Here is a 25,571-nt window from a genome sequence, read left to right on the forward strand (position 1 = left end):
CAACAACCTCACCCGACCCGCCCGGGTCACAGCACAACGTAACAACACGAAGTAACTGCACCTACGAACTTAAGGACACCGCCAAATTCGCAGACTCAACGCCAGAAAGGTCAGTACAGCGGCACCCACACACCGAAGAACCAGTAACCCCAACCGCCGTACTGCCAGTTGAAGACCGGGACAACGGTGAAGGTGTTGTAGTTGAACGGGCCGAAGTCGTTGCGCGCGTAGTTGACGTCGCGCGGGGCTCCGCTCCAGGGCCGGTTCCACCCTCCAGGCGGTGGCGGACCATCCCATGAGCCGTTCGGCGGCGGGCCCTGCCAGTTTGGTGGCGGATGCCCCGGCGCGGGCCCGTCGTTCCAGCCCCATGCTCGCGGCGGCGGCGGGGGCACCCGAGCGGCAATGCTGAAACCCGCCGGCGTATCGATGGGACCGCCGATCTCCACACCTGGCAGCACCAACGCAACGCGCGGGACGTAGGGCGGGTGCGGGGGCTGAATGCTCGGCGGGTTAAGGACCACCGTGATCCCCGGTTGGGCCGGGGAAGGCGTTGTGCTCGACGACCCAGCGGGCACCGTAGTGCTCTCCCCACTGGACGGCGTGGTGGTTGCCCCACCCGGCGTGGTGGTCCCGCCAGTCGACGAGGTGGTCGTCGTCGTGCTACTGGGCTGTGGCGTCGACGCGGCCGTCGACTGCGGGGTGGTCGTGCCGGTTGGTGCAGCAGTGGTACTCGGCGGCGCTGTCGTCGTGGCCGTCGGCGGAGCCGAAGTGTCGGTCGGCTGCGGGCTATGCGTGGTCGGCTTGGGTGCCGCCGTGGTTTGGGGAGCCTGAGTCGGCTGCGGAGCCTGGGTGGGCTGAGGGGCCTGGGTCGGCTTGGGCTGGGGCGCATGCGTGGGCTGAGGCTGTGGCGTCTGACCTCCACCGGTCGGGGCGGGAGGTGCCGACGTCGGATCCAGCGGTGGCGGCGGATACGGCGCGGAGTGGGCCGAACCGGCCTCCACCGTCGCCGCGGCAATGCCGATGCTGGCCGCAACCGCGGCCACGCCGACTACTCGTTTCACCGACATCGCTGGGTCCCCCTCCTGAAGCTTCTTCCGACGATCAGATGACAAGCGCCTACGGGCAGGTCACTTGCATTTCAAATGTTTTGGTCACCGTCTGCGGTTGGTCCGGGTTGGACATGTCGGCGCCGGAGGCGGTGCCCTTGATCGCGTAGGTCTTGTCTTTCTTCACTGCCCCAGCGTTCGTCGCCTGATTGGGGGCTGCATCGGAGAAGCCCAGCGCTATGTTGTCGAAGCTGCCGAGCCCGACCGAGTGGACGATGGGCGGATCGGCATTGCTGACGACCGCACCGATTCCGCTTGATACATCACCGATTCCGATGTTGATGTTGTCGCCGACCGGAGTACAGGTCACCGCACCGGCGACGTCCTGCTTCTTGCCATCGATGATCAGCACCGGGCCGGCAGGCGCGGCCGGCTGACCGGGCTGTGCGCCCTGGCCTTGGTTCGACTTCTTGTCTGAACAACCGATGCAGCCCGCAACCACCATCGCCGCGCTGGCCACCCCGACCGCGATCACCCGTTTCGCCACTGCATCCCCCTCATGCCGTCGGCTTTCTGATTTCACCACGCACCGCCGCGGGCGGGATACCCCCCAAGCCAAATTGCGAAACACGTGGTCTGGTTACGAACTATGCCGCGCTGACGTGGGCAGATCCTGTGCCCGCCATGAGTGCGGACTATGTGTCCGCCTCGACGCTTCGGGCGAGGAAGTCCAGCACGGCGTCGGCGAAGATGTCGTTGCGGTCGCCGGCGACCATGTGACCGGCCCCGCGCACATCGGTGAACTCGACCTGCGGGAAGCGGGCGAGAAATTCGTCGGCGCGCTCCTGGCTGACCAAGTCGCTCATCTGCCCGCGAATGAGCAGCATGGGCACCCCGTTGCGCAGGATCGATTCGACGGCGGCGTGCATCCGGTCCACATCGGTGACCTCGGTCGGCGGGAACTTCGCTGTGCCACTTATGAATTGGGGATCCCAGTGCCAATACCAGCGGTCACCGCGGCGGCGCAGGTTGGTGGTCAGACCCTGGAGATCGGTGGGCCGTGGCCGGTGCGGGTTGTATTCGGCGATGGCGTCGGCAACTTCATCGAGCGAACCGAAGCCCGATTCCACCCGCTCAGCCATGAAGGCGTGTATCCGGTTCGCGCCGGACTGTTCCATGTTGGGGACGATGTCGACCAGCACCACCGCGCTTGCAGCGTCAGGGGCGATCTCGCCGACGAGCAGCATTGAGGTGAACCCGCCCAATGAGGCGCCGACCAGAACCGGTTTGGGCGGCAGACCGCGCAGCACCTCGATGACGTCGGCGGCGAAGCTGGAAACGCGATAGTCCCCGTCGCTCGCCCAGTCCGATTCGCCATGCCCCCGAAAATCGACGGTGACAGCTTGCCACCCACGTTTGGCGACCGCTGCGGCGGCGCGACCCCAGGAGCGTCGGGTCTGACCACCGCCGTGCAGGAACACCACCGCGCGTGCCTGTGGGTTGCCCAGGCGGTCGCAGACGATACGGACGCCACCCACCCCTCGGGTAGCAAACGTTGCAGGCTCGAGCGTCATCAAGGGAGGATCTTAGAGCCGCGCCCTGCCGGGACCCGCTAACGGGACGCGCTACCGGGAACCGTGCTCACCGCGCCAGAGCCGGAAGAACTGTCTGGCGAGCGATCGCGGGCGGATTTCGGCTCGCCGTTGGGCTTTTTCGACCTTGCTCTTGGTGTGCTTGGCTTCTTCGGCGTAGTCGTTGACCGTTTCGTCGCCTTCTTCGGCGCGCATGTCTGATTCCCTTCGTCGGTTATGCCGGATTGAGACGCTCGGGCGATTCGCCGGGCACCGGCCGCTGCGGCGGCTCTGCTGGTGTCAGGCGCTCAGGCGTTTCCGCCGGCGTCAGCCGTTCTGGCGTCTCCTCTGGCGTGCCTCGGTGCGGTGTTTGCGGCTCAGTCACGGTTGGTTGCCTACCCACCAAACCCGCGAACTAAAACGGAAGTTCGTGGGCATTGCGCGCCTGAGTCCCGCGAGAAGACGCAAAGTTGGCCGAAATCAGTTGATTTCGGACGACTTTGTGTCTGCTCGGCGTCCGGGGGCGAACAGCGTGATGAACGCCTCCTTGCTTTGCTCGGCGAGTTGCGGTCCGGCCAGCCCGAGTTGATGAGCGACGGCAAGGGCTTTCGCCAACGAGTCGGACACCGGACCCCGAACTGGTTCGGGCAGGGCGACCACCGCACCCGCAATGTGATGATGGTAGCTGCTGGCGAGTATCGAACCGGCCAGGGCGATGCCCATTGCGCCGCCCACCTCGCGGGTGGCGTCGTTGACCGCGGACGCGACGCCCTGTTTCTGATACGGAGCTGCGGTCATGATCGCCGATGTCGTTGGCGCCGTGCACAATCCGAAACCCGTGCTGATCACCAGCAGTGGCCGGCACACCTCAAGATACGACGAGTCGACCGCCAGCGTGCGCATGCACAAGAAGCCACCGCGACTAGCACCATGCTTACGAGCACCACCGTCCGCAGCCCGAGCTTCGGCAGGTACCACGATGACAGCGCGGAAAGGCTCAGCAGCGGAATCGCCATGGGACTCAACGCCACCGCCGCCCCCATGGGTCGTAGGAAGCTACCGAGTGACTAACGAGACTATCGGTCTCGGAGCTGATCGGCGCCGTTGACTCTGCGCTTTTGGCGATGCCTTCTCGGCCTTTCCCGCCAAATCTGCAGAGTCAAAGCTGGTTAGACATTTGCAGGATCGCGTTGGCCCAGGGAGTGTCGGGTTCCTGAGACTCGATGTAGCGCCGCACCCCTTCGTTGCCCAACATCGCCGACCCCGCCTGCTCCATGTATTGGCGCATTTCAGTGAGGTCGAGCAGGATCAGTTCGTCCTCCCCACGCCAGCCGAAGGCGATCTGCAAGACGCGGGCGGACAACCCCAGGGAATCGGCCAGCGCGCTCAGTTCGGAATAGTTGGGGAAGTCGTCCGCGTCTTTCCGACGGGAGTAGGTCGCTTTGGCCAACTTCAGAGCGGAACCAATTTCGCTGTCTGGAACATCGCGGTTCAGCATCCACTCGAGAACACGCACCAGATCCTTACCGGCACGATTGCGACGTGGCATTCCGCACACAGTAGTTGGCATACCCGTGTCCAGTCAATTATGCCGATCTTGATCGAACCTGCATCTGTTGTGCATCACAGTTTCATATTCGGAACATAGGCATTAAACTGCTGACTTGGAGGATCCAAACGGCCCGAAGGGACGCCTAAGAACCCCGACCCGAGCGGATCCGGCCACCAGGAGACGCCATGACACAACCACCACGCCCAACCGCTCGGTTGTTGCCTGCCCTGGTGTTTTGCACCGCGATAGCGGCAGCGCTGGGAGCGGCGACCACGACGGCAGGTGATGCGCGTGGCGAGGTGACCAACGCTGCCTACGAACTGGGTTACTCGCAGGCCGTTGCCGCGGTTCAAGACACGGCCACCCACATGCGGGCGGAGGGTTTCCAATTGGCCGACATCGTCATTTCCAGCCGCATTCCGGCGTTGTGCGCCAGGGAGGCGGCGCAAGTACAGGGTCTAGCGTCGGGCAACGCGGACTTCTTTCGCGGCTGCACCGACGGCATGATGGCCATGGTCGAAATCGGCGTAGCGTACTGAGATTCGCGTTCAGCCACCCGTGCGGGTGAATGTCATCTGGTAGTCGCCACCCTTGCACGAACTACCGGACTCGTCTTTGAAGCCGGAGCCTTTGAGCTCCGCGATCGGGTCCACATGCGGTTCAGGAAGGGGGAAGGTCCCGGTGATTTTGACGTGCGACGTTCCGCCCGCCGGACATGGGGCGTCGTACTCGTCATCTCGGGTCCAGACGTTGTTGGCGAATAGCAGCAACTGGGTCCCCTCACCACCACTCCTGACGAAACGACTCAAGCAGCGCTCCCCGGTGCGTACACAGATGGTGTCGACGGTGTAGTCCGCCTCTTGCGGTCTGGGTGCCGACGGGCCGGTATACGTCGTCAGCAAATGGTAGTTACCGTGCAGACCCTGCGCCGGGGACACCACGCGTGGCGGCTGGTCATTCGGATCGCCCAGGCTGGCCGCGTTGGCGTCGCCGGTGCGGGTGAACGTCACCTTTCGCTTGCTGTAGCAGTCCAGCGAATCCGTAATCCATTCGCCTTCCAACCTGCCGTCAGCCCGAGGTTGCAGCCAGACGTAGTTCCATTTCTCGATGGACTTGTTGTTGCACGTCCCGCCCTCGAGGACGATCGCAATCCAGCGTCCCCGCACGTCGTCGAAGGTCAGATTGGGTGTGTGGTTGTAGCCCCCACCTTTTCTCGATGCGGTGGCGATGCACCCCTCGTGGCTGCACGATGAGCGGACCACCCACGTCTCTTTACTCGGTGGATCGGAATCGGGCACCTCCTTCCCGGACAACGAGAGCTTCGGGCCGAAGTCAGCCGCGTAAAGGCCGGTGAAGGTTGCGGCATTCTGGTTCACCTGGGTCGTTGTCGTAGGACTGGCAGCCGGCGTGGCCGAATCGCCACCGCCGCTCGTCAACACGAAGGCGATGACGATCCCGACCACGGTTACCAGGGCAGCCGCGCCCACCACCATCAGCCAGGCGCGGCGGCCATCCTTGGCGGGCGGCGTCGCTGGGGACGCGTCTTCTGGGACGCCATCCGGCTCGGGCCATGGGACCGGCGTCGGTTGGTCTTCGGGTGGCCGATACAAAGTCGGGTCGCTGTACGGGTCGTCACCTGACGGACGGAACATGGTCGGTTCGCTCGACGACTGACTGCCAAGCGGGGTGAAGTGACTCGGATCGCTCGCCGGCCGGCGCACCGTCGGCGGAGCGAACTGATTCGGATCGCTCGGCGGCCGACGCACAGTGGGCGGAGCGTATTGATTCGGATCGGTGGCCGGGCGCCGTTCCGCCTGCGGCACGTACTGGTTCGGGTCAGACGGCGGCCTCCGCGGCGAAGGCCCGGGCGGCGGATACTGATTCGGATCCGAAGATGACCGACGCGGCGGCGCCCCAGGCGGCAGATACGGATTCGGATCCGAGGGCGGCCGACGGGGCGAGGGGGCTGCCGGCGGGTACTGACTCGGGTCGGACGGGTGGCGGCGCCTGGTGGTCGGCGGGTACTGGTTGGGGTCGGTGGGGGGACGACGAGCGCTTCCCGGCGGCAAGACATTCTGCGCATTCTTCGGCCGGCCCGGCGGAATCCGTTGCGGCGGAGGCCTTTTGATGGGGTCCGACCGGACCGCGGGGGCCTTGCGCGTCCCGGTACCCGAGATCGCATCCTTTGCCGCGGCGGCCATCTCGGTCACCGTCGCGTAGCGGTCTTCGGGGTTCTTGGCCATGGCCTTGGCGATGACGTCGTCGATCTCGCGCGGCAGGCCGCGTCGCATGACCGACGGCCTCGGCGGCGGTTTCGACAGGTGACCTCCGATTTGCTGTTGGAGGCTGTCCCCGGGGAAAGGATGACTGCCTGTCAGACACTCGTGCAGGACGCATCCCAGCGCGTAGGTATCGCCGCGGGGGTCGGTCTGGCCGCTGGTGACTCGTTCCGGCGGCATGTAGGCCCAGGTGCCGATCACGTTGCCGGTGCCCGTCATCGAGGCTTCCCCCTCGGTACGAGCGATGCCGAAGTCGATCAGGTAAGCGAAGTCGTCCTCGGTGACCAGGATGTTGGAAGGTTTGACGTCGCGGTGTACCAACCCGATCCGGTGAGCGGACCGCAGCGCCGACGCGACCTGGCTGATGATGTTCACGGCGCGTTCCGGGTCGAGCACCCCGTTGGCGATGATGGCCTGCAAATCACGACCGTGGACGAGACGCATGTCCACGTAGAGGCGGCCGTCGATTTCACCGAAGTGGTGAATCGGTACCACATGGGGATCGTTGAGGCTGGCCGCCGCCAAAGCCTCCCGCCGAAAACGCTCTGTGAAGACCGGGTCGTTGGCCAGGTTCACCGGCAGCACTTTCACGGCGACCACACGCTGGGTCTCGGTGTCATAGGCGCGCCACACCTCGCCCATGCCACCGCGACCTATCAGCTCGATCAACCGATATCGGCCGAACGGCGTCCCTTCCACTCCGCCCCCCTAGCGAGAGTCGAAAATAGTTAGCAAACTTACAATAAGTCCGCTCGCCTCCCCAACGCTAAATGAATCTGAAGCCGAGCAGGCCCCGGCACTGGGGGGCATTTGGCGATAGTCTCGGATTTTGCCGCGATATGGTGGCGACGAGCCTTCGCTACGAGCATCCCCTGGCCAGTTCGAGGAAGCGCAACCGAACCCCTGCGCAGCGGCTGTTAGCTAAGGGGGCTTTTGATGGCGGCCTTCGATCAGGCGGCGTCACGTCCGTCCCAGCCGACGCAATCGACACTGGAACTCCGATTGGCGGCGACCATGACCGGCGGGGTCAGCCTCGCAATTTGGATGGCCGGGGTAGCCCGGGAACTAAACCTGCTCGGGCAGGCGTCGCAGTGGCGTCGGGCGGGGGAACGCAGCGCGCACGTAGCACTCAGTCCAGCATCGGAGGCCTCCCTGCGGCTGTACCTGGAACTCCTCGAACTGCTGGACACGATCGTCGACGTCGACGTGTTGTCCGGCACCAGCGCCGGCGGAATCAACGCGGCATTGCTTGCGTCGTCCCGGGTTTCGGGTGCCGACCTCGGTGGCCTTCGCGACCTTTGGCTCGATCTCGGCGCGCTCTCCGATCTGATCCGAAACCCACGAGACGGCTACACCCCGTCGCTGTTGTATGGCGACGAAAGGATGTTCAAGTCACTCGCGGAAGAGATTCCGCGACTGAAGTCCGGGCCGATTCCCCCCACCGTGTTTTCCAAAGATGCGCGTATCTCGACGACCTTGTACATCACCACCACCCTGCTCACCGGAGAGACGGGCAGATTCACCGACTCGTTCGGCACGTTGGTTCCAGACGTCGACCGGCGAGGCATCTTCACCTTCACCGACACCCAACTCACCAAGACGGACACCGCGTCGGTGCTGGCGTTGGCGTTGGCGGCGCGCAGCTCGGCGTCGTTCCCCGTCGCCTTCGAGCCGTCATTTGTGCCGTATACGGAAGCGACGCCCGCCACCGACAAGGTGCCGGCTCGCCCGCCGATGCAGCCCTACGCCAACACAACACGTCCGCACTGGGTGGCCGACGGCGGATTGCTGGACAACCGGCCGCTCGGCGTAGTGCTCAGGCGCATCTTCGACCGCCGCGCCGGACGACAGGTGCGCCGGGTGCTGTTGTTCGTCGTCCCGTCGGCAGGCCCGTCGCCAGACCTGGTGGAAGAGGCGCCAGCGGACAACATCGACACCCCGCTCGGACTGGTCGAAGCGCTGCTGAAGAACCTGCAGGCGATCACCACCCAATCCATCGCGACCGACCTGCGAGCGATCCGGTCCCACCAGGACCGGATGGAGGCGCGAACGGAAACCAAACTGCGCCTCGCTGAGCTTGCCGCGAACCTGCAGAACGACGGGCGGCTGCTCACCCCGTCCCTGTTGGCTGACTACGAGGCGCGCGAGGCGACCAACCATGCGCACCAACTCACCGACGTGCTGCTACGCCAGCTCAGCACCTGGCCTCCGGCACCGAGCGCGCTGGACGAGAGCGTCCCAGAGCACTGGCACGACGAACTCAAGATCGGCGGCGACGCCGAGAAGGTGTGCCGGCGGCGCATCGCGGCGTCGGTTCTGCGTCGTTGGTCGGCGCCCGACGGCCCACTTCCTGACAGTCCGGGCGAGTTCGCCCGGTACGGTCAACCGGCCTACGACCTGGCAAAGGGGTGCGCGATCGCCATTGTCGGCGCGGCGTATCAGCTCGCCCAGTCCCCAGCGGAAATCGACGAGTTGACGAAGCTGACCTACGGAATTCACGACGCGTGCCCACCGCCCGACCCCGTGGATCTCGTTCGGCTGGTGCGGAATGTCTGCACCGACACGGTAATTCGCCAAGGCTCGCTTGGCGATGCCGCGCACGAGCTCACCGAGGCGTACCTGGATCAGGCGCAAGTGCAGGAAGAGTCGTGGCACAAACTCGGCAGGGTCTTGTCCGACGGTTACCGGACATTGGCGCGCCTCGCCGCCGGATCTGCCAACACCGCCGGCGCACAACGCGGTTCGCTGCTACAACGCAGGAACACCGCCGCCGGTCAGCTGACGACGTATCTGCGCTACCTGGGGCCGCAGGACGATCCATCGGCGATGGCGGGCAAGCTGTTCGACCTGGCCACCACGCAGCGGGCGATGCTTCCGGCGGAGGACGACATCGACCAGTCCGTGGAGTTGGTGCAGGTGAGTGCGGACACCCGGAGTCTGCTTGCGCCGGACTACGAGACGGCGCAACAGAAGCTCACCGGCATGCAGCTTCACCATTTCGGCGCCTTCTACAAGCGTTCGTGGCGGGCCAACGACTGGATGTGGGGCCGACTCGACGGGGCAGGTTGGCTGGTTCACGTGCTGCTGGACCCGCGTCGGGTGCGGTGGGTGGCTCAGGCACGCCGGCACGAACGTCGCCAATCCGCCGACGGCGGCCGGGAGAGCGGCGGCCAATGGTTCCTGCGGAAGCTCAAAGAACTCGCGCACCTGGACTTCCCGGAGTCTGGCGAGCATACGGCCGATCACCTGCTGCGCGAGCTCGCGTTCGTGGACGACCCCCAGGCGGAGATGCCGCCCAGCCTTCCCAGGACGTCGATGTGGCTGGCGCAGGCGTGGCAGCAGCGCGTGCTGGACGAGGAACTGGATGCACTTGCGAACACCGTGATCCGCCCGGGTAATCACGAGCGCCCAGATTGGAGTCCACAGATCTCACAAGCCTGGGCGAAAGACGTGCTCGCGGCGCTGTCCCCGATCGCCAAATACGGGTTGTTGAACGACAATCCAGTCGCCAAGGAGACCCTTGCCGGCGACTGGGGATCGCCGCTGATGACCCATACGGTTGCGAAAACCGCCGCGACCGGAGCCGGGGCGGTCCGGTCTATTCGAAAATTGCCCGCCGCCGCTCGACCGCTGGTGGTTATCGTGCGAGCACTGGCGCTGGCTGTGTACCAGTTTGTCTCCTGGGCAAGAAGCACCGTCAGACTGACCATCGGGGCCGCGTTACTACTGATGTTGGGCGTTGCGGTTGCACTTGAACCGACAACGTCCGGCGTCGTCGGGGTGATACTCGCGGTGGCGGCTGGCTATCTCATCGTGCGTAGGGCCTGGTGGTCTTCCAACGCGTTGCTCTGGGTTTTGTTGCCGTCGTTCCTCGTCGGCGCGGGGCTTTCCGTCGCGATCCAGCAGGCCCTGATCGGCGGTGGCGCTGACTGGCCGCACTCACAGTGGTGGATCCGACTGGCCATCGTCGGCGGGATTGTCGCGGTCATGGCGCTAATCGGAGTTACCAAGCCCAAGCGATAGCGCTAGCGCTGACTACCGGGCCGGCTACAGGGCGCGAACGCCGTTGTACAGCACCATCAAACCGATGAGCACGAGCACGGCGGCGACGAGTGCCGCACTGTTCTCTTCCATCCACACCTTGAGCCGTTCCAACGGATCGTCAAGCCGCGCACCGGCACCCGCATACGCGACGATGGGAACGACGACCGTCGATGAGGACATCGCAACAAAGAACACGCCCGAAATCCAATCGCTCGCCCCCCCCAAGCCGCTGGTGCCGATACCCAAACCGGCCACCGCACAAATGAGCAGCACCTCGGGTCGTGCCACTGCCAGTACCGCGCCCGTCACACCCGCGCGCCGTGGCGTCAGCCGGCTGAACGAACTCATCCAGCCCGGGACGTGGGCGTGGTTGTGCCGGGTCACCCACCGGTAGATACCGAACACGATGAGCGCCGAACCTAGCACCACCCGCAGCCAGGATGCCCACGTCGGCGGTGAGTGGGTCAACCCGCTGTATCTGTCCGATACAGAGATGAACGCCGCGGTCGCCGCGCCCACGCCCAGCAGCCAGCCACCCAGGAAGGCCAGGCCGGTAGGCCGCGGCCGCGGTGCATGCAAGACCAGCACCGCGGGAATGACCGTTATCGGCGACGTCGCGATCACCAGCGCAAGCGCGGTCAACCTGGTCAGTTCGGATCCCCAACTTGCCGTCACGGGCGGTAATCCTTACATCGGAGACAGGCGCAGGCACTCATTTAGCGCAGCCGTGTTCAATGCGTCGGTTCGCGGGCGCGGCGCGTTGACAACGCCGCACGCACCTCAGACAGCTTTGATCCCTTTGGACAACACCATCAACCCGATCAGTATCAGGACGGCCGCGAGCATCGCGGCGTGGTTCTTTTCCATCCAGTCTTTGAGGCGATTGAGCTGGTCGTCGAGTCGGTCACCGGCAGCCGCGTAAGCAAGGATGGGAATTGCCACGGTGGAGGCGGAGAGGCCGACGAATATTGCGGCGGCCAGCCACTCACCCGCCGTGCCCAGACGACTGGTGCCAATGTCCAACCCGGCGGCCAGGACCAGTACCAACACCTCGAGCCGTACCACGACCAGGATCGCTCCGACGAGCCCCGCGCGCCGCGGGGTGATGGTGGCAAACGAACGCATCCAGCGCGGTGACTCGCTGTGCCCTTTCCGGCTCACCCACCGGTAGATGCCGAACAAGATGAGGGCCGACCCCAGGACGATCCGGAGCCACGACGCCCAGGCCGGAGGCGACGAGTTCAGGTCGCCGAGTTCACCGGAGCCAATGACGAAGATCGCAGTGAGCGCGGCCAAACCCGCAACCCAACCGCCGAGAAACGCCAGACTGGCCGGCCGTGGCCGAGGCGCCTGCAAGACCAATACCGCCGGGATGATGGTCAGCGGCGAGACGGCGATGACAAGCGCTAGCGGCACCAGACTGCCCAGCACCGAGGCCCAATTTTCGGTCACGGGCAGCAATCCTCCCATCGACGCCGAGGTAAGCGTGCACTCAATGCAGCGTGTCCTTGCTTGCTTCGACCGGCTCCGAACTGGCCGGCAGTTTCAGGCCCGCGAAAATCTCTGCGTAGTGGTGGTGGGCGAGGAAGTGACCACCCGGCACCAAATGCACTGTGGCATTAGGGATCCGCTCGGCAAGCTGCCGAGTCCACTTCGCGTCCAACAGCTGATCCTCGGTGCCCGCCCACACGTCCACCGGCACCTGCAGGTCTTCGGGCTCAAAACCCCACGGCCGGACCATCACCCGGTACTCCTCCACCACACCCTCGGGTTGCCGCAGCGCCTCCCGGGACATCCTGGCGAAGGTGCCGTAACCCTGAGCCCGCAACACAGCCGCATCGGCTGGGCCGAGGCTGTGTGCGGCTAGCCGACCATACAACGGCGGGGCACACGTTGCGGCGAATCCCATGGCGTAGAGGCACTGTCGGGCCAGCCAGGGGGCGCGCTGGGACAGCTTGAGGTACATCCGGTCGAAGGCCGGCAGACCCTCGACGGCGTCCGACTCGGTCAGTGGCACCATGCCTGCGATGATCGCGACGCGCGTCACGCGCGCCGGTAGCACGCAACCGAGTGCCGCGGCGTACTGGCCGCCGAGCGACCAACCCATCGCTGCGAAGCGGTCGATATCGAGAGCGTTTATCAGTTCGACGACATCGCCGGCCCAGTCGCGGACGGTGCGACCGGCCTTGGGATCAGACCGTCCGATGCCCGGGCGGTCGGGAGAGATCAACCGCACCCCGCACTCCTGCGCCACCTCTGCGGCGGCCTCGACATCCAAGCGACAGGCGAGCCCCCCGTGCGCATTGACGATTGGAAAACCTTGTCGGTCGCCGTATTCCGCGTAACTGAGCGTACGCCCGTCACGAAGGCCCAGCACGTGGTCGGTCGTCTTGTGGTCAACAAACATCGCAGCCGTAATCCGTTGCGGCGCCGTTCAAACCGACTCACCTCCACGATGAGGTTTTAGGGGACAAGAATCGCACTGGTACGCACATGGTGCGGGGTGACGGGAGCCGCGTCAAGGCGAGAGACGGAGCCACCTAGACTGCGGAGGCTGGCGTCGGCGACGGAGCGAGGTTCGCATTGAAATGGGTCGCACAGGTACTCCTCCTTTCTGCCGGAGACTGTGTTGGGTTCCAATACTCCGGTGGATGACGCGTCGGGAGAAGAAGATCGTGAAAGGTGGCTGATATGCCTCACCGCATCGTCGTAGTCGCGGCAACGGCACTGGCCTTGGCGCCGACCGGGATTGGCGCACCGGTCACGAGCGCGTTCGCAGCGGCGGCTGGTAGCCAAAGCATCAGTGGTGCAACGCATTTGTACCCAGCCGATCCAGCACCCGATGCCGGCGACCAACCCACTGCCGAGCAACGTGTCATCGAGGGTTACGTCGACAAGCAGGCCGGTTGCACACCGGACCTACCGGCCAACCCACAGTCGGTGACCTGGGATCCGCCCGGCTTCGCGCCGAATGTCGGCGGATCCGGAAGCGTCAACGACGCGGATCCGCGTCTGGGTGGCCGCTTCGTCGCCGATTACGTCAACGGCCACTGGCACATCGCCTACCCGTACTGCTGAGGACCTTCCGCGACGCTACTGGCAGACCTGCGGAGCGAACTTCACCGTGGTGGTCGACGGCGTATTGAATTGAGCCTCGAGGGTGAGCGACGGGTTCACCACCTCGTTCTCAATGCCAAACCGCTTCAGCTCGAGGTAGACCTGCACGGTGTCAGCGGAAGTCCGGCGGGCATTGGTGTCTCGGTCCGGCCGCATCGACCTGTCCCCGGAACCGGGTCCCAATGTGTCGATGATGGCAAGGTCGTCGGTGTCTTGCTCCGGACCCAATTCGGCGAATTTCTTGCCGTTGTTGGCGACGCTGTAGGTCAACACGTAGCCGACGAATCCCTTCGCGCGGGAACCCGAGGGAGACTGCGGCAGCGCCTGTTCGAATCGAATCAGCAACTCCAACACGCCCTTTCGGGGACGCTTCGCCTCGACCGTCGCCACGGCGATGCTGGTGGAAGGCCTGGGCCCGTCCTGGGTTTGACAGCTCAGTCGCTTCGGCAGCCGCGACCAGTAGTCCGTCGGTGACGTCATCCAAGCGATCAGGCCGACAACGCCCACGACCACGACCAACGCGATGGGAACCAAGAGCCGCAGCGCCTTGGGCAACGCCCGCCAGCGCTGACGAACACCACCGGGGGTCGCGGACGTCGATCCCGCCGCCCGACGATGCGTGGTCCACTTTGCGCCGTCCCAGTATCGTTGGCCCCCTGATCCGTCAGGATCGGCGAACCATCCTGCCGGGGGCGAACTCGGCACGGTCATGCTCCATTCCGCTCGTGAGAGGTCGTCACGTTTGGGGTCGCGCTTTTCCGCCGTTGCGTCACGGTGGTGTTTCTAGCGGCTCTGGCGGCCGATCGAGCACCTGGACGCGGTCGCCGTCCCATTTGAAGCCGACGACCGTCAGCGTGCCGTCCAAGCAGGTGCTGCAGCTCTGCCGGGTGCGATAGGTGAGGACGACGGTGTCGTTGGTTGAGGCCGGCGCCTCCAGTTCGGTGAACGGGTAGGCGCTGGGCGTCGCGGTCCCCACGTACGTCCCCCGGTGAAACAGCAACGCCAGGTCGGGTGAACTGGCGGTCGCGCCCTGCACCGTCAACACCACTGCGGACAGATCTGCGCAGGGGTTGTAGTTGCTGGACTGGGGTTTGCTGTCCCACGGTTTGCCGGTCCGCTTGTCCGGCTGGAGCTTGGGGAGCGTGGCCGCCAGCGCGGCCGCCTCGTCCGGTCCGCACGTGCCCGCGTTGGCACCCGAGGTGGCCGCCGCGGATGTGGCGGCCGACGGGCCGGCGGCCGACGGCGGCGTTGACGAAGCGCTCGGTGTACCCGAGTCCTGGCCCGCGAAGATGAAGACGGCGGCGGCACCGATGCCTACGGCGAGCGCACCCGCGGCAACCAGCCACCGGGAGGGCGTGGGCCGGGCGCCTTCCGTCGGCGGCGTCGTGTCGATGTCGTCCGACGGGTCGTAAGCCGGCGGCGGCCAGTTGGGGTCGACCTGGCCGACATGCTCAGCTGCCACTCCTACAGACCTCTCCGGCTAAACGTCTCGCTTACTCCCCCGGTCATCCCCAGATTGGCGAATTGTAGCCAGAACGTGCTGGTAGCGGAAATAACGCGGCGCTGCACGACACCCATTTACACAGGTGAGACTGCCCACAAACAGGCAGCGAGGCTAGGGACGGCGCAGCAAGCTACCGCATACTGGACATCATGCAGCAAGCGACATCACCGCAAACCGAGGGCCGAGCGCCAGCCGGTTCGGTGGTGGCTGCTGCGCGGATGGCGGGCCGGGGCTGCTAAATGGGAGCAGCCAGCAAAGGCCGCCACCGACGGCGGGCTACGCCACAGCCGTCGCGCTTGCGTCGGCGAGTGACCCGCTCCCTGATGACGCTGGTATCGCTGGTGGCGCTGGTGCTGACCGGCGCGGGCTATTGGGTGGCCCATGGCGCGCTGGGGGGCATCACGATTTCCCAGGCGCTGACCCCCGAGGATCCGCGTTCCACCGGCAACACCATGAACATCCTGCTTATCGGGCTGGATTCGCGGAAAGACCAAGACGGCAACGACCTGCCGCAATCGATCCTGGATCAACTGCACGCCGGCGACTCAGACCAGGGCGGTTACAACACGAACACCCTGATCCTGGTGCACGTCGCAGCCGACGGGAAAGTTGTCGCGTTCTCCATCCCCCGCGACGACTGGGTGCCCTTCAACGGAGTCCCGGGGTACAACCACATCAAGATCAAAGAGGCTTACGGGCTGACCAAGCAGTACGTCGCGCAGCAGCTGGTCAACCAGGGCATTACCTCCCAGCGGGAACTGGAGACGCGGGGTCGCGAGGCCGGTCGCGCGGCCACCCTGCGCGCGGTGCGGAGCCTGACGGGGGTTCCTATCGACTACTTCGCCGAGGTCAATCTGGCCGGCTTCTACGACCTGGCCCAGACGCTGGGTGGCGTCGAGGTGTGTCTTAACCACGCCGTCTACGACTCCTACTCCGGCGCCGACTTCCCCGCCGGGCGGCAGCGGTTGAACGCGTCACAGGCGCTGGCCTTCGTGCGGCAGCGGCATGGCCTGGACAACGGGGACCTGGACCGTACACACCGGCAGCAGGCGTTTTTGTCCTCGGTGATGCGGGATCTCAAGGCGTCCGGCACGTTTACCAACCTGGACCGGCTCAGCAACCTGATGGCCGTCGCGCGCAAGGACGTCGTGTTGTCCGCCGGGTGGGACGAGAACCTGTTCCGGCGCATGGGTGATCTGGCTGGCGGGCCAGAGAACGGCAATGTGGAGTTCCGGACGTTGCCGGTGGTCCGTTACGACAACATCGACGGCCAGGACGTCAACATCATCGATCCGGTCGCGATCAAGGCCGAGATCGCTACGGCTATCGGCGCCGCTCCCCCCGCCGCTCCCGCCACCACGACGACGGTCAAGCCCAACCCGGAGACCGTGGTCGATGTGATCAACTCCGGCAGCATCAGCGGCATGGCGAGCCGGGTTTCCAGCGCGCTGCAGAAGCAGGGCTACACCACGGGCCAGGTGCGCGACCGTCAATCCGGCGACCCGTCGGCCACCACGATCGCCTATGGCGTCGGCGCGGAGGCCGACGCGCACAACGTGGCGAACCTGCTCGACATTGCCGCCCCCAGCCAGCCCGACCCCACTCTGGCCCCCGGACATGTACGGGTGACGGTGGACACCAACTTCTCGCTGCCGGCCGCCGACGATGCCACGACGACCACCACGAGTACGACGTCCGTCACGCCGTACTCGTACTACTACAACGGCACCCTGACGACCTACCCGACGCCGGATCGCGGAAAGCCGATCGACGGCGGCGGGGTGCCGTGCGTGAATTAGTGGCGACCCGCCGCGCCCGGCTACGCCGCGCTTGCGATCGCCACGGCGTGAATTAGTGGCGACCCGCCGCGCCCGGCTACGCCGCGCTTGCGATCGCCACGGCGTGAATTAGTGGCGACCCGCCGCGCCCGGCTACGCCGCGCTTGCGATCGCCACGGCGTGAATTAGTGGCGACCCGCCGCGCCCGGCTACGCCGCGCTTGCGATCGCCACGGCGTGAATTAGTGGCGACCCGCCGCGCCCGGCTACGCCGCGCTTGCGATCGCCACGGCGTGAATTAGTGGCGACCCGCCGCGCCCGGCTACACCGCGCTTGCGATCGCCACGGCGTGAATTAGTGGCGACCCGCCGCCTAGGCCGCTAGGCCGTTCAGGCGTGCGTTCCGCCGTCGATCCGGATTTCGGTGCCGGTGATGAATGCGCCGTCTTCGGAAACCAGCATGGCCACGACGCCAGCGACTGCGGAGGGGTCTGCCATTCCGGCGCCGCTGGACGTCTCCGTGGTGGGCAGGATCGGCATCAACCTGGTGAACAGTTTCCAGTTGGCGTCCTGCGGAATGTATCCGCCGGTGGCATCGGTGAGGCCAGTCTTGATGCTGCCGGGGGCCACACACACCGCTCGCAGACCCTGCCCGGCGTACTCGAGCGCCAGCGAGTGGGTGAACGCCTGGACGCCACCTTTGCTGGCCGCGTAGGCGCCCATGTACGGATGTGCGAAGGACGCCGACGTGGAGCTGAAGTTCACGATCGTGCTGCGCTGGTTCTCCAGCAGTGCCGGTAGCGCTTCGCGGACTACGAGGAAAGTGCCGGTCAGGTTCACGGCGATGATCTGATTCCACAGCTCGGTGCTGGTTTGGTGGGTGTGCGCGGCGCGCAGGATGCCGGCGGCGTTGACCAACGAATCCAGGCCGCCCAGCGTCTCGACGGCCCGGCGCACCCCCGCGATCACCGACTGCTCGTCGGCCACGTTCAACTCGTACGCGGTGAACCGGTCGCCGGTGGCAGCTTCGTCGGCCCGGGCCTGGGTCGTGGCCAGTCCGTCGGCGATGATGTCGACGCCGACCACGGACGCGCCCTCGGCGAGGAGTCGCAGCGCGGTGGACTGTCCGATTCCGGAGGCGGCGCCGGTGACCAAGATTCGCTGGCCGTCGAGTCGGTTCATCGGCTTCTCCCCCTATGCGCGCGGGCACTCGGCGTGACCATCATCGCAAGGGGTGACGGCGGGCTAATTCGCTGGCCATAGGTGCCTTACGTGTTGGTGGTGACTTTGGCGTCGAAGGATTCGACGGCCAGGCCCACGCCGCCTTGCCAGGGTTCGAAGCCGGCCTGGATGCTGGTCAGATACCAGCTCTGGTCGACCGGCAAGCTGGCGATGCTGTCGGTGTGGTCGACGAAATCCATCACATCGAAGGTCCACACCTCGATCGGCTCGGTCGCCACATACGACGTCACCGTGTTCTGACCATTGCTGCCCATCCACAACGTGAAGTTCTTGCCCCCCACCGTCACATTCCCCGTCGGCGAACCCACCGGCTGAATCGGACCCTGATGGTTGAACCAGATCATGATCTCGTGATCGTTGACCCCGGTGGTCGTGTAACTCGAATCCAGCCAGATGTCGTAGGAGGCGTTCCACACCCCGGTCGGCACGTAGTTGTAATCGATACTGGTCATCGCCGTATCGATCAGACTCAACTGAACCGGCAGATTCGTCCCCGTCGAACTGGTGCCGTAATGCACCCCCGCAAAGATCGACGGATACCCCAGCGGCGCACCGTTGGTCGACGCCGACCCATTCATCTGCGTGATCGTGAACCCCCCGGTCGGGTCCACCGCAATCGTCTGCCCCGCCGGGTTGTTCCACGCATTGTTCTGCACCACATACCCACCAGTGACCGTCGTCGTCCCATACTGCGTGGAAATCACCGTCGCACCCGGCGGCGGCGTCGTCGGCGGCGTCGTCGGCGGGGTCGTCGGCGGGGTGGTTGTGACCGGATCCCCGTTGAGCAGGACGTTGCTGGGTGGCGAATACCCGCCGGTGGGGTGCGCGCCCTGAAAGCCGACATCGATAGACGTGCCGGGGGCGATCGTGCCGTTGTAGCTCATCGGTGTCAGGGTGTACTGCGTTCCCGATTGGGTGACCTGCGCGTTCCACACATTCGAGATGGAGGTGTTTTCCGGCAGGGTGAATTGCAGCTGCCAATTGGTCATCGCCGACGCGGTCGGGTTGGTGATCGTGTACTTGCCGTTGAAGCCGGTGTCCCACTGCGATGCGCTGTAGGTGGCCGTGAGCGCGGTCCCGGGTGGTGTCGTAGGTGTCGTTGGCGGGGTTTCCGGTGGTCCGGTCGGCGGGGTGGGCTCGGTGGGAACCACCTGGCTCGGGGACGTCGGCGTGCGGCCGAGCAGCAAATCCACCACGCCGCGCAGCTGGCTTTCGAAGTTCTGCAGCGTCAACGCAAGGTTCCGCTCCGCGGAGGCATACCACTGCGCGCCCGCGTTCAGGGTCTGCACGAATCGGAATTGGATTTGCTGCGTCAGTTGGGCGCTCAGCCGCTGATACTCGAGGGCCTGCCCAGTGACCAGCGCGGTGATTGCCGCCGACACCTCATCCGCTGCGGCGGGCGCGATTGCGGTAGTCGGAGCCGCCGCAGCGGCGTTGGCAGCGGCGAGGTCAGAGCCAAGGCCGGCAAGATCGGCCGCCGTCAGCGCCAGAGTGTCCGGTACGACCAAAACAAATGACATAGCAAATCCTTTGACAGGGACACGATGTCGCAATAACGAACATATCTCAGACAGATAACGATGGCTTCACCGTGGAACATAACACCACGTCGACACGCGTGCAGCCGAAATTGCGAATAAAAAGTGTCCGCTATCCGATCAACTATTTGAGATCGTCTAGGAAATTTACATTTGCACGGAATTGTGCAAATTAAACGACTCCGCGCAGCCCGTCGGCGCCAAAGGCGGGCTCGAGCATCGCGGAAAAGTCCGGGCCCCGCCGCAGCAAGTGGCCGCCGTCGACGTTGATGAGCTGTCCGGTGATCCAGGCGGCCGCGTCGCTGAGCAGGAACATGGCCAAGTTTGCGACGTCCTCGACCTCACCGTGCCGCGGCAGCGGCGTGCAGGCCCGGTAATCCGCGCTCAGTTCCGGCGACTCGGTGATGGGCACGACCAGGTCAGTGCGGATGAGGCCGGGGCGGATGCTGTTGACCCGGACCCACGATGGGCCGAGTTCGTCGGCCGCCAGCTGCATCATGTGGTCGACGGCGGATTTGGTGACGCCATAGGCGCCGAACCAGCGATGGGTATTGCTCGCCGCGATGGACGAGATGCCGACGAACGAGCCGCCGCCACCGCGCACCAATTGGCGCGCGGAGTGCTTCAGGACGTACATCGTTCCGTTGACGTTGAGGTCGACGGTGCGACGCCAGGCCTCCGAGTCGATCTGCGTGATGGGCCCGATGGTTTCCGAGCCGCCGGCGCAGTGCACGACACCGTGCAGGCGGCCGTGCCATGCCGTCGCGGCGTCGACAGCGCGGGCGGTCTCGTCCTCGTTGGTGACATCGGCTGGCTCATAGCGGATTTCGCCGCCATGGCCTTTCACGGCGTCGAGCTCGGCGACCGCGGCCGCGAGCCTGTCTGGATTGCGGCCGATGATCATGACCGCCGCGCCGGCGGCGACCAATCCGGCCGCCACTCCCTTGCCGATTCCGCTACCGCCACCGGTGACCAGGTAGGTCCGGTCCTGGAAAGAAAGCTGCATGTAGCTCATCGAACCATGCGGCCTGCGCCGCCCCGCAGGTGGTGTTTCGACAACCTCGCCGCTCACTGGTGAGCCAGCGGCCCCGGGCTCTACGGCGTATCCCGGCGCGCCACCTTCGTCGGCCTGGCCGTCCGCCAGTCCTCGACTTCGGGCGGTAAGCCGACCGGAAATCGGTTCTCGTTGTGGGCCGCCCAGTGCGCGTGGCCCAGCTCGTGCACATGGAACGCGTGGCGCAGCGCCTCGGTGAAGCCCATCGCGTCGGACGCGGCGTTGACCGACGCCTTGACCAACAACGCCGCCATCGTCGGCCGTTCGGCGATGCGCCGGGCGAATTCGAGGGTCTTCTCCGACAGCTCCTCCAGCGGAAACACCTTGGACACCATGCCAAGTCGATACGCCTCGTCAGCGTCCAACGAATCACCGGTCAGCAGCAGCTCTTTGGCCTTGCGTGGGCCGAATTCCCAAGGATGCGCATAGTATTCGACCCCGGGCATGCCCAAGCGAACCGCGACCACGTCGCTGAACTTCGCGTTGTCCGCCGCCACGATCAGGTCGCACGCCCAGATCAGCATCAACCCCGCCGAAATCGCGTTACCCTGCACCTGAGCAATCGTGATCTTGCGTAAATCGCGCCAACGGCAGGTGTTTTGGAAGAAGTAGTGCCATTCCTGGTGGTACAACTTCTCCACGACCGGGTCGAGGGTGGCGCCGTGGGAGCGAAAGGTCGGATGCTGGGTCGGCCCAGGCTTGCGTTCCGCCAGCGCTGCGTCGGAGCCAAGATCGTGACCGGCCGAGAAGTTCCGACCACGCGCCGCCAGGATCACCACGCGCACGGTGTCGTCGGCCTCGGCGCGCAAGAACGCCTCGTCGAGCTGCACCAGCAACGTGCGATTCTGCGCATTGTGCTCTGCGGGCCGATTGAGCCAGATCCGGGCGATGCGCCCCTCGTCGAGGGTTTCGTAGGTTACCGATCGAGCCTCGTCTGAGTCGTCCGGTTTCGCCTGGGCACCGGCCTGGTCGGAGAGTGTCATTGCGCCTGCCTCGTCTTTGTCCGATCTGATGTTTACAGATTACGGTCAGTGTGTAAGCGATCGGACGGTGGGGTTGATCCGCCGGTCCGCTGTGTGGGCCGGGCAAGCGCACGTGCAGACGGGAAAACCGGTGGTCGCAGACGCTTGCACACCGCTTTGGCTTAGAGTTGAACAATGCCAAGCAAAACTGACCATGGAGATATCGGCGAGGTGGAGCCGGTGGCAGACAGCACCGCGAGCCAGGCGCGGCGGGTAGTCGCCGCCTACGCGAACGATGCTGACGAGTGCCGCGTCTTCCTATCCATGCTCGGTATTGGGCCGGCGAAGCACGAGAGCTAATGGCTTCCAAGGGGAGCCAGGCCACTGCGGCCGCTAAGGCCGCCCAGACCACCAAGACCACCAAGACCGCTAAGACCACCGGCGCCGCCAAAGCCGCTAAGGCCACTAAGACCACCGGACAATCGGATTTTGTGGTGGTGGCCAATCGGTTGCCGGTCGATCAGGAGCGGCTCCCGGACGGCACCACCACTTGGAAGCGCAGCCCGGGGGGATTGGTCACCGCATTAGAGCCACTGCTACGCCGTCGGCGCGGGGCCTGGGTAGGTTGGCCCGGGGTCATCGACGGCGATGAAGAGCCGATAGTCCAAGAAGAACTCACCCTGCAGCCGGTGCGCCTGTCCGCCGACGACGTCGCGGAGTACTACGAGGGCTTTTCCAACGCGACGCTGTGGCCGCTGTATCACGACGTGATCGTCAAGCCGATCTACCACCGCGAGTGGTGGGACCGCTACGTCGACGTCAACCGCCGGTTCGCCGAGGCCGCGTCACGCGCGGCCGCCAAGGGCGCGGTGGTGTGGGTGCAGGACTATCAGTTGCAGCTCGTCCCGAAGATGCTGCGGTCGCTGCGACCCGACCTGACCATCGGCTTCTTCCTACACATCCCCTTCCCGCCGATCGAACTGTTCATGCAGTTGCCCTGGCGGACCGAGATTATCGACGGCCTGCTCGGCGCCGATCTGGTGGGATTCCACTTGGCGGGTGGGGCGCAGAATTTTCTCATCCTGTCCCGTCGGCTCACCGGTGCGGAGACCTCGCGCGGGACGGTCGGTGTTCGCTCGCGCTTCGGCGAGGTGCAGCTCGAGTCCCGCACCGTCCGGGTTGGCGCCTTCCCGATCTCGATCGATTCCGGCGCGCTGGACCAGGCCGCGCGCGACCGTAATATCCGGCGCCGAGCGCGCGAGATCCGCCAGGAACTGGGCAACCCCCGCAAAGTGATGCTCGGTGTCGACCGGCTCGACTACACCAAGGGCATCGACGTACGGCTCAAGGCCCTGTCCGAGCTGCTCGCGGAGGGCCGGGTGAAGCGCGACGACACCGTGCTGATCCAGCTGGCCACTCCCAGTCGCGAGCGCGTCGAAAGCTATCAGCTGTTGCGTCACGACATCGAGCGAGAGGTCGGCCACATCAACGGCGAGTACGCCGAGGTCGGTCACCCGGTGGTGCATTACCTGCACCGCCCGGTACCCCGCGACGAACTCATCGCGTTCTTCGTTGCGGCCGACGTCGCGCTGGTCACCCCGTTGCGCGACGGGATGAACCTGGTGGCCAAGGAGTACGTCGCCTGTCGCAGCGATCTGGGCGGCGCCCTGGTGCTCAGCGAGTTCACCGGCGCCGCAGCCGAACTGCGGCAGGCCTACCTGGTCAACCCGCATGACCTGGAAGGCGTCAAGGACGCCATCGAAGCGGCCCTCAATCAGACGCCCGAGGAAGGCCGGCGCCGGATGCGCGCGTTGCGACGCCAGGTACTCGCGCACGACGTGGACCGCTGGGCGCGGTCGTTCCTGGACGCACTGACCGAAGCGCGACCCAAGGACTAAAAGACCTGGAATGGTCATGGTTTTCGCGTCGAATGGCTGTGATACTCGATGCAGCACCTTCCGGATGTAGGCAGGTTCGAAGGGATTCGAAGGAATTCGAAGGGATTCGAAGGGAGAAGCCGGTGAAGGTTCGTCGTGGGCTGGCCGCTGTTGCCGGCGTTTCCTCGGCCGTCGCGGTGGGGATGGCCGCGAATTCGGGCACCCCGGCATACGCCATCGCGCCGCCCGCGGACGGTGTCTACGTCTTCAATGGGCCAGGGGTGCCGGCCACCTGGACTATCGGGGTGATCTGCGATCAAGTCAACGGAAGTCGTTACTACAAGGACTACGACAACCCCGAGATCATGGCCGACTTCTGTTTCGTGAACGTGGTGAGCCAGACGGCCCACGCGCCCGTCACCAACCAGGACAAGGTGCAGAATTACACCGGCCGGGCCCGACTCACGGGTCTGCAGTGGACATTTCAGGTCAGGAAGGACCAAGGCGTCACCTGTCCGAACGGCGGCACCGCACAGTCGGTCGAAACCTACGCGTTCGACAACGAGACGCTCACCGGAACGCACACGATCCTGCACGACGCGGTGTGTGGCCTCCAGCCGGACATGAAGAAGGAGCCGTTCTCGTTGCAGCTGGTAGCTCCCCCACCGGTCCCGGTGGAGCGTTACCCGTTGCGCTGCAACGAAATTGCGATCTGCTTCTGAGCGGGCGGTTCGCTCAGATCGGCGTGATGTAAGAAATCAGCCACTTACCGTCGATCCGCTTGAAGTCGACTCGTAGCCGGCTGCCGTCGTACAGCGGCTGGCGCGTCTTGTCGGTGACGGTCCGGTTCATGTAGACCATCACCGATGCCGAACTGCGGTTGGCGCTGATGACTCCCACGCCGACGACGTTGGCCTGGACCACCACCTCGCGCTTCTTTGCCTCGGGGATGATCTGGGTGTTGACGCTCTTCTGAAATTCCTGCCGATAGTCGGGCGTCAACAACGGATACGCCGCGGTGAGGCTGCGTTCCACCGTCTGGTAGTCGTAGGCGAAGACTTGGGGAATCTCCTTGGCCGCGAGCTGCGGCAGCTGGGCGCGCGCCGCTTCCTCGCCGCGGGTCTCCACTCGGTCCCAGTAGAACCACCCGCCCACGGCTGACAGCCCGATGATGGTGCCGACCAGCAGGCTACCGGCGACGGTGATCACCCAGCGCAACCACCGCCGCGTGCCACCCACCTAGTTACCTCCGTCTGGATACTTCAGGTCGTAACTGGTCATTTTGCCAGTGTCGTCCTCGTGCACGATGACCCGGAGCCGGTACGGCATCGACGGCTTGTTTACGCCGTCGATGTCGGCCACCGTCACCCGCACCGAGACCAGCACCGACGCGTTGGAGCTGACCGCGTCGATCCCTTCCAGCGCGGCACCGTTGATGACGGCCTCGGACCTCGCCTGGGTGGACCGGAACAGCGCCTTGAGATTCTCGACGTTGTTGTTGGAGCTGAGCATGGCGTGCAACGGCCCACTGGTGCCAGTGACGAACCGGTTGACCGATTCGTCGATGGTGTCCGGCGTGTAGCTGAACATGTTGACCACCGTCTGGGTGGCGGTGTCGACGAAGCGCTGTTCGCGCGCGTGACGAGCGGTCGCATCGCGCTGCTGCCCGACGAGCACAAACCCGCCCCAGCTCAGCCCGGCGATCGCCAGCAACGCCGCCGCCAGCGAAATCCAGCCGACCAGACGGCGGTTCGCCGGCCGCCGTGGCGGCGGGCGGAGGGCCGAAGAACCCTTGGCCAGCTTGGCCGTCCGCGAGGTGTCGCGCTTGGATTCCGCCGGAATCTCCACGGTGACGGTGGCATCGAATATCCCAGCCACCTCGGACTCGGCCGTAGCCGCATCAGCGGACGTACTCTTCGCCGGCCCCGCCGGACGGGAAGCCCGTCTGCGCACCCTTCGGGGCACCAACTGTCGTTCTGTTTCCACTGACTACGCCTCTTGATCAGGCC

The 25,571-nt window shown here is 65.3% G+C and carries 24 protein-coding genes and 1 pseudogene; 7 read left to right on the plus strand and 18 right to left on the minus strand.

Annotation, left to right across the window (positions count from 1 at the left end; all coding sequences use genetic code 11):
• Positions 1-110: 110 nt before the first annotated feature.
• The 6 genes from BST27_RS34820 to BST27_RS17365 all read right to left on the minus strand — a co-directional run bounded on the left by BST27_RS34820 (position 111) and on the right by BST27_RS17365 (position 4,166).
• A complete protein-coding gene (locus tag BST27_RS34820; RefSeq protein WP_331250630.1) occupies positions 111-1,067 on the minus strand; it encodes an MAP_0585 family protein in 957 nt (318 codons plus the stop codon).
• 49 nt (positions 1,068-1,116) lie between these two features.
• Entirely contained in the window at positions 1,117-1,566 is a 450-nt protein-coding gene (locus BST27_RS17350; protein ID WP_232007397.1) for a lipoprotein LpqH, read from the minus strand.
• 175 nt (positions 1,567-1,741) lie between these two features.
• Complete coding sequence (locus tag BST27_RS17355) at positions 1,742-2,620, minus strand: alpha/beta fold hydrolase (protein WP_197518177.1); 879 nt, start codon at positions 2,618-2,620, stop codon at positions 1,742-1,744.
• Between the two features lie 51 nt (positions 2,621-2,671).
• Positions 2,672-2,833, minus strand: a complete 162-nt coding sequence (locus tag BST27_RS32475; RefSeq protein ID WP_170062335.1) for a hypothetical protein — start codon at positions 2,831-2,833, stop codon at positions 2,672-2,674.
• A 264-nt stretch (positions 2,834-3,097) separates the two neighbouring features.
• Positions 3,098-3,520, minus strand: coding sequence for an MFS transporter (locus BST27_RS17360; RefSeq protein ID WP_083148560.1), 423 nt, complete (start codon positions 3,518-3,520; stop codon positions 3,098-3,100).
• A gap of 256 nt (positions 3,521-3,776) precedes the next feature.
• Positions 3,777-4,166, minus strand: coding sequence for a hypothetical protein (locus tag BST27_RS17365; RefSeq protein WP_232007396.1), 390 nt, complete (start codon positions 4,164-4,166; stop codon positions 3,777-3,779).
• 188 nt (positions 4,167-4,354) lie between these two features.
• On the opposite strand from BST27_RS17365, the gene BST27_RS17370 reads away from it, so the two are divergent.
• Entirely contained in the window at positions 4,355-4,708 is a 354-nt protein-coding gene (locus BST27_RS17370) for a hypothetical protein (RefSeq protein ID WP_139805210.1), read from the plus strand.
• Positions 4,709-6,298: 1,590 nt separating this feature from the next.
• Here the strand turns inward: BST27_RS17370 and BST27_RS33800 are convergent.
• Positions 6,299-7,147 (minus strand): annotated as a pseudogene (locus tag BST27_RS33800) (serine/threonine-protein kinase); the annotation flags it as partial.
• A 237-nt stretch (positions 7,148-7,384) separates the two neighbouring features.
• Here BST27_RS33800 and BST27_RS17380 point away from each other — a divergent pair.
• Positions 7,385-10,471 carry a patatin-like protein gene (locus BST27_RS17380; RefSeq protein ID WP_083148562.1) on the plus strand — a complete coding sequence of 1,029 codons (3,087 nt, stop codon included), beginning with the start codon at positions 7,385-7,387 and terminating at the stop codon, positions 10,469-10,471.
• Between the two features lie 24 nt (positions 10,472-10,495).
• On the opposite strand, the gene BST27_RS17385 is transcribed toward BST27_RS17380, so the two are convergent.
• The 3 genes from BST27_RS17385 to BST27_RS17395 form a co-directional block, all read right to left on the minus strand.
• Positions 10,496-11,167, minus strand: coding sequence for a GAP family protein (locus BST27_RS17385; RefSeq protein ID WP_069421320.1), 672 nt, complete (start codon positions 11,165-11,167; stop codon positions 10,496-10,498).
• Between the two features lie 105 nt (positions 11,168-11,272).
• Entirely contained in the window at positions 11,273-11,962 is a 690-nt protein-coding gene (locus BST27_RS17390; protein WP_069421319.1) for a GAP family protein, read from the minus strand.
• Between the two features lie 22 nt (positions 11,963-11,984).
• Complete coding sequence (locus tag BST27_RS17395; RefSeq protein ID WP_197518176.1) at positions 11,985-12,899, minus strand: alpha/beta fold hydrolase; 915 nt, start codon at positions 12,897-12,899, stop codon at positions 11,985-11,987.
• Between the two features lie 284 nt (positions 12,900-13,183).
• Between BST27_RS17395 and BST27_RS17400 the strand changes: the two genes are divergently transcribed.
• Positions 13,184-13,570, plus strand: coding sequence for a hypothetical protein (locus BST27_RS17400; RefSeq protein ID WP_069421318.1), 387 nt, complete (start codon positions 13,184-13,186; stop codon positions 13,568-13,570).
• A gap of 15 nt (positions 13,571-13,585) precedes the next feature.
• Here the strand turns inward: BST27_RS17400 and BST27_RS17405 are convergent, their stop codons facing one another.
• The gene (locus BST27_RS17405; protein WP_139805211.1) at positions 13,586-14,320 is read right to left on the minus strand and encodes a DUF2510 domain-containing protein; all 735 of its coding nucleotides are present in this window, start codon (positions 14,318-14,320) and stop codon (positions 13,586-13,588) included.
• 58 nt (positions 14,321-14,378) lie between these two features.
• Entirely contained in the window at positions 14,379-15,071 is a 693-nt protein-coding gene (locus tag BST27_RS17410) for an LppP/LprE family lipoprotein (protein ID WP_069421317.1), read from the minus strand.
• Positions 15,072-15,352: 281 nt separating this feature from the next.
• On the opposite strand from BST27_RS17410, the gene BST27_RS17415 reads away from it, so the two are divergent.
• Entirely contained in the window at positions 15,353-16,912 is a 1,560-nt protein-coding gene (locus tag BST27_RS17415) for an LCP family protein (protein ID WP_069421316.1), read from the plus strand.
• 367 nt (positions 16,913-17,279) lie between these two features.
• Here the strand turns inward: BST27_RS17415 and BST27_RS17425 are convergent, their stop codons facing one another.
• The 4 genes from BST27_RS17425 to BST27_RS17440 form a co-directional block, all read right to left on the minus strand.
• Positions 17,280-18,071, minus strand: a complete 792-nt coding sequence (locus BST27_RS17425) for an SDR family NAD(P)-dependent oxidoreductase (protein ID WP_069421315.1) — start codon at positions 18,069-18,071, stop codon at positions 17,280-17,282.
• 86 nt (positions 18,072-18,157) lie between these two features.
• Positions 18,158-19,651 (minus strand): GH12 family glycosyl hydrolase domain-containing protein, encoded by a 1,494-nt coding sequence (locus BST27_RS35075; protein ID WP_069421314.1) that lies wholly within the window; start codon positions 19,649-19,651, stop codon positions 18,158-18,160.
• A gap of 190 nt (positions 19,652-19,841) precedes the next feature.
• Positions 19,842-20,675 carry an SDR family oxidoreductase gene (locus BST27_RS17435; protein WP_069421313.1) on the minus strand — a complete coding sequence of 278 codons (834 nt, stop codon included), beginning with the start codon at positions 20,673-20,675 and terminating at the stop codon, positions 19,842-19,844.
• Positions 20,676-20,764: 89 nt separating this feature from the next.
• A complete protein-coding gene (locus BST27_RS17440) occupies positions 20,765-21,706 on the minus strand; it encodes an enoyl-CoA hydratase (RefSeq protein WP_069421312.1) in 942 nt (313 codons plus the stop codon).
• 174 nt (positions 21,707-21,880) lie between these two features.
• Here BST27_RS17440 and BST27_RS31440 point away from each other — a divergent pair, with 174 nt between their 5' ends.
• The 3 genes from BST27_RS31440 (at position 21,881) to BST27_RS17450 (ending at position 24,284) form a co-directional block, all read left to right on the plus strand.
• A complete protein-coding gene (locus tag BST27_RS31440) occupies positions 21,881-22,045 on the plus strand; it encodes a hypothetical protein (RefSeq protein WP_139805212.1) in 165 nt (54 codons plus the stop codon).
• Positions 22,045-23,583 (plus strand): alpha,alpha-trehalose-phosphate synthase (UDP-forming), encoded by a 1,539-nt coding sequence (locus BST27_RS17445; protein ID WP_079220095.1) that lies wholly within the window; start codon positions 22,045-22,047, stop codon positions 23,581-23,583. Before BST27_RS31440 ends, BST27_RS17445 begins: the two co-directional genes overlap by 1 nt.
• A 122-nt stretch (positions 23,584-23,705) precedes the next feature.
• The gene (locus BST27_RS17450; RefSeq protein WP_069421311.1) at positions 23,706-24,284 is read left to right on the plus strand and encodes a hypothetical protein; all 579 of its coding nucleotides are present in this window, start codon (positions 23,706-23,708) and stop codon (positions 24,282-24,284) included.
• A 13-nt stretch (positions 24,285-24,297) separates the two neighbouring features.
• Here the strand turns inward: BST27_RS17450 and BST27_RS17455 are convergent, their stop codons facing one another.
• Complete coding sequence (locus BST27_RS17455) at positions 24,298-24,780, minus strand: mammalian cell entry protein (protein ID WP_069421328.1); 483 nt, start codon at positions 24,778-24,780, stop codon at positions 24,298-24,300.
• Positions 24,781-24,801: 21 nt separating this feature from the next.
• Complete coding sequence (locus BST27_RS17460; RefSeq protein ID WP_069421310.1) at positions 24,802-25,548, minus strand: mammalian cell entry protein; 747 nt, start codon at positions 25,546-25,548, stop codon at positions 24,802-24,804.
• Positions 25,549-25,571 lie beyond the last annotated feature (23 nt).

The sequence above is a fragment of the Mycobacterium intermedium genome (assembly GCF_002086275.1).
GTDB classification, from domain to species: Bacteria; Actinomycetota; Actinomycetes; order Mycobacteriales; family Mycobacteriaceae; genus Mycobacterium; species Mycobacterium intermedium.